Origin of the sequence: Caballeronia sp. J97, assembly GCF_905220305.1 — a bacterium.
In the GTDB taxonomy this organism is placed as follows: domain Bacteria; phylum Pseudomonadota; class Gammaproteobacteria; order Burkholderiales; family Burkholderiaceae; genus Caballeronia.
The window spans coordinates 1-4,593 of the sequence record NZ_CAJMZL010000067.1; the positions used below are offsets into that span (position 1 = coordinate 1).

The following is a 4,593-nucleotide window of genomic DNA, read 5'->3' on the forward strand; positions in this document are numbered from 1 at the left end:
GGATCGTCCGGAGCTGACGAGCGCGCACATCATCGTGTCGGGCGGGCGTGGTCTGGGTAGCGGCGAAAACTACACGAAGACGCTCGAACCGCTGGCCGACAAGCTCGGCGCGGCATTGGGCGCATCGCGCGCGGCAGTCGATGCGGGCTATGTGCCCAACGACTTTCAGGTCGGTCAAACAGGGAAGATCGTCGCGCCGCAGTTGTATGTCGCGGTGGGTATCTCGGGCGCGATTCAACATCTGGCCGGCATGAAGGACAGCAAGGTGATCGTCGCGATCAACAAAGACCCCGAAGCACCGATCTTCAGCGTGGCCGATTACGGCCTCGTCGGCGATCTGTTTAGCATTGTCCCCGAGCTCGTTGGAAGCATATAAACCGCTTGAGAATGTTGCAGCGAGGAGCCGTTGAATCTTTCACAACAGCTCCGTCGAAGCGCTGCACGGACTAGCTCGGATAGTCCAAGAGTTCCGCCGTACCCCCAAACGCGACATTTGAACTTGGGACTTACATAGAAAATTTTGATAATTTGCATTATGTAAATTTATCGATATTCCAGACTAACGATGCTCATCACACGCGCCGTACTGACTTCTATCGTCCGTGCTCGTCGCGATGCGCATTCGACACGGCAACGGCAGGCCGCGTCGATGCCAACATCGACGCCACCCTGCGTCACTCTCGCGCCGACGTGCAGCCACGAAGTCTTCCGGGCTCGAAGCAAAATCAGCGAATCACGAATGGATTGCCAGTCTTGGCTCCCGTATTGATCCAGACGCTCTTCGTCTGCAGGAAGTCGTTGATCGCGTCGACGCCGTTCTCTCGGCCCAGCCCCGAGTCCTTATAGCCGCCAAACGGGGACATGTAGCTTACGGCACGATAGGTGTTGACCCAGACAGTGCCCGACTGAATGCGTTCGGCCATCCGGAAGGCACGGCCGATGTCACTCGTCCAGACGCCTGCGCCAAGCCCGAACCGGACGTCGTTGGCGATAGCGACGGCGTCTTCTTCGTCGTCGAACGGAATGACGGAAAGCACCGGCCCGAACACTTCTTCCTGCGCAATGCGCATGTCGTTGCTGACGCCCGTGAAAATCGTCGGCTCGATGAACCACCCACTTCCGCATTCGGCCCGCGTCGCCTTCTGGCCACCCAATGCGAGACTCGCGCCTTCTTCCCGCGCGATATCGATATACGAAAGCACCTTGTCGTACTGGGGACGGGTCGTGATCGGCCCAACTTGCGTCTGCGAGTTCATCGGGTCGCCCATGCGCGCGGTCTTCGCAAGCGCCACGACGCGATCGACCACTTCATCATGTACAGACTTCTGCACCAGCAACCGCGATCCGGCAATGCACGTCTGACCCGTTGCCGCAAAGATGCCAGAGACCGCACCATTGACGGCATCTTCGATATTGGCGTCGGCGAAGACGACGTTCGGAGACTTGCCGCCCAGTTCGAGCCCGACATGCTTAAGGTCTCGGGCGGCTTGCTCGTTGATGCGTCGCCCCGTGGAGTCCGCCCCGGTAAACGTGATCTTGCGCACCAGCGGATGCGAGACAAGCGCCGCGCCCACTTCATTGCCGAAGCCTGTCACGACGTTGACGACGCCGCGCGGAAACCCGGCCTCCTCGAATAGCCGCACGAATTCGAGCGTCGACGCCGACGTGAACTCGGAAGGCTTGATGACCACGGTGCAGCCCGCCGCAAGCGCAGGTGCGAGCTTCCACGTCAGCAACATCAGCGGCGAATTCCAGGGCGTGATGATCGTCACGACGCCGAGCGCTTCATGCCGCGTGTAGTTGAAATAGCCCTTCTTGTCGAGCGGAATGACGCTGCCCTGCACTTTGTCCGCAAGGCCGCCGTAATAGCGGAACCATTGAGGGATGTAGCTCAGTTGCGCGTGCATCTCGGAGTACAGCTTGCCGTTGTCTCGAACCTCGATTTCGGCGAGCTTCGCGGCGTCGCGAGCGATGAGGTCCGCAACCCGATGCAATAACAGACCGCGAGCGCTGGCCGTCGAAGAAGGCCATTCGCCGGAAGCGAACGCGCGGTGCGCGGCTTCGACCGCACGTTCTGCATCGGAGGCATTGCCACGCGCGATTTGCGCCCACGGCTCACCCGTAAAGGGACTTTCGCTCGCGAACCATTCGCCCGATGCAGGATCGAGGTCGGCACCGTCGACGTAATGACGATAATGTTCCATCGAATTCTCTTGGAAAGCGTGAAGCCCGCAGGCGCGCAAACCGATGCAACGCCCGCATCGAGCGTCAGCACGGTCTTAGAACGTTGCGTAGCCCAGCGCCGCGCGGAAGCGATTCTTGACGAACACGCCATCGCGCGGAGGAAGCGCGCGCGGCGGTTCATTCGCCGCGATCAACACCTGCGCCACGAGCGGCCCGGTCTTCGCACGTATTCCTTCGACGAGGTCCGGCAGATCATCGAGGCTTTGGATGCGACGCGCATCGGACACGTTGCATCCCTTGGCGACGGCAACGAGGTCCGTACCGAGGCTGGTATGACTGCGCTGCATGCCGGTTTCGCCGAAGTGGCCGTTGTCGAGCACGACGATCGATAGATTCCCGGGTTGCTTCGCCCCCACCGTAGCGAGACTGCCAATGCCCATCAGTTGCTCGCCGTCGCCTGTAATCACGATGACGGGCCTGTCCGGCTGAGCGAGCGCGAGGCCGAGTCCGAGCGACGCGGCCCCACCCATTGCCCCCCACAGATAGAAATTGCCTTCACGATCGCCGGCGGCGAACACGTCATAGGACGCTGAACCCAGCCCGGTCACGATCAACGCATCGGGGACCGATTCGACGAGACTTGCAACGAAGGCTCGACGATCAATGGCATCGGTACGATTCGACATTACTTTCTCTCCCATTTCTTGCGCCCGATCAGGCTTTGCGACAACAGAACCGCGACCTGCTCGCCCGCTTCGAATGCGGCATCGAAGCCCGCGCTGACGATCTCGCCGACCTGCTCCGGATCGTCGGCACGCAAGACCGTGATGCCCATCAGTTCCAATGCGGCTTGCGTGTTTTTTCCCATCGGTCCCTGCCACGGATTGAACTCGGCGTATTCGCCGCGCATCGTCACGAGCGTGAAGAACGGGAATCGGCAACTCGACAGCAGCGAAAACATGTTCACGCAGTTACCGACGCCGCTGCTCTGCATGAGCAGGACCGCACGCTGCCCGCCGAGCCACGCGCCGCTCACCACCGCGACGCCTTCTTCCTCCGTGGTAAGCACCACATCCTCGATCTCGGGATCCGCGATGACGCTGCGAATGACGTGTGAGTGTCCCGCATCCGGAACATAGGCGACCTGCCTGACGCCCCCTTCTTTCAGCACCTGAAAAATCTCCTGTTGCCAGGCAGGCGCTTGCATCTCTGTCGAACTCATCACTCCTCCATGGAAGTCGGTATCGGTACAGACATCATAATTCGCTATTTCTCGCCGCATGAAATAGAATTTCGTGATTCCTGTATTCGATTCTGGTATCGACTAGGATTTTTTCCGGAGTGCGCGTCATGGACATCAAACAGCTTCGAGCGTTGATCGCAGTTGCCGACACGGGCAGCGTCACCCGGGCTGCGAGCCTGCTGCATATCGTTCAGCCGGCGGTATCGCGTCAGCTTCGTCTGCTCGAGGAGGACGTCGGTGCAGCCCTCTTCGCTCGCGGCCGATACGGGATGGAAGTGACCGAAGCAGGCGCCGTATTCGTCGAACATGCGCGCCGTGCACTCGCCGAGCTGGATCGCGCGCGGTCGGAGTTGCGTGTATCGGAGGGAGTCGGCGGAACCGTCACGGTGGGATTGCTGCCGAGCACGTGCGACCTGCTGGCGAGCGACCTGGTCGCGGAAGTCGCGTCGCGTTTTCCGGCGATTCGATTGAGAGTTCTGATGGGCTATACCGGCACGCTGCAGAACTGGCTCGAGCAGAACGAAGCCGACGCCGCGCTTCTCTACGATCCCACGCCGTCGCCGATCATTGCTGTGACTCCGCTCGTCGAGGAGAAGCTGTGGATCGTGGGACTTCCCGACTCGGGATTCGCCGCCGATCAACCCGTGGCGCTGGCGGACGTCGCGCATCTGCCGATGATCCTGCCGAATGCGCCCCACGGCATTCGCTCACTGGTCGAGCAAACCTGCGTAAGCGCTGGCATCGAGCTCACGGTGGCCGCCGAAACCAATGCGATGAGCGTGCAGAAAGGACTTGTCGTCGGAGGTCATGGCGTGACGATATTGCCGGGTATCGCCGTCGCCGGCGACCTCGCGGCAGGACGGCTCAGCGCCGCGCCGCTTGCCGATCAGTTGCTGTCGCGGCGGATCGTTCTCGCGATGCCGAACAACCGGCGCGTGGCCGCGGCGGTGCGATGCGTCGTCGACCTGCTGGTCGCGCAGATCGATCGGGCTGTGCGCGGCGGAAGCTGGACCACCGCGCGGCTCTTGCAGGAAACGACAACTGGCGCGCAATAGGATCATCCTATGTCCGGCACATGAAACTGGTATTTCCGCGCTCCGGGCGAATCCCCTAAAGTTTGTCTACCGACAACGTACAGCTGGCACTCCCCCGAGGAAGACAGCATC

At 61.1% G+C, this 4,593-nt stretch carries 5 protein-coding genes; 2 read left to right on the forward strand and 3 right to left on the reverse strand.

Features of this window, described 5'->3' with window-relative positions:
- On the forward strand, positions 1-376 hold a 376-nt coding region (locus U4Y90_RS35690; RefSeq protein ID WP_321801814.1), incomplete at its 5' end, for an electron transfer flavoprotein subunit alpha/FixB family protein.
- Between the two features lie 349 nt (positions 377-725).
- Here the strand turns inward: U4Y90_RS35690 and U4Y90_RS35695 are convergent.
- The 3 genes from U4Y90_RS35695 to U4Y90_RS35705 all read right to left on the reverse strand — a co-directional run bounded on the left by U4Y90_RS35695 (position 726) and on the right by U4Y90_RS35705 (position 3,406).
- The gene (locus U4Y90_RS35695) at positions 726-2,204 is read right to left on the reverse strand and encodes an aldehyde dehydrogenase (RefSeq protein ID WP_321801816.1); all 1,479 of its coding nucleotides are present in this window, start codon (positions 2,202-2,204) and stop codon (positions 726-728) included.
- A 75-nt stretch (positions 2,205-2,279) separates the two neighbouring features.
- Positions 2,280-2,870, reverse strand: a complete 591-nt coding sequence (locus U4Y90_RS35700) for a thiamine pyrophosphate-dependent enzyme (RefSeq protein WP_321801818.1) — start codon at positions 2,868-2,870, stop codon at positions 2,280-2,282.
- Entirely contained in the window at positions 2,870-3,406 is a 537-nt protein-coding gene (locus U4Y90_RS35705; RefSeq protein WP_321801819.1) for a thiamine pyrophosphate-binding protein, read from the reverse strand. Before U4Y90_RS35705 ends, U4Y90_RS35700 begins: the two co-directional genes overlap by 1 nt.
- A gap of 128 nt (positions 3,407-3,534) precedes the next feature.
- On the opposite strand from U4Y90_RS35705, the gene U4Y90_RS35710 reads away from it, so the two are divergent.
- Complete coding sequence (locus U4Y90_RS35710) at positions 3,535-4,482, forward strand: LysR family transcriptional regulator (RefSeq protein WP_321801820.1); 948 nt, start codon at positions 3,535-3,537, stop codon at positions 4,480-4,482.
- Positions 4,483-4,593 lie beyond the last annotated feature (111 nt).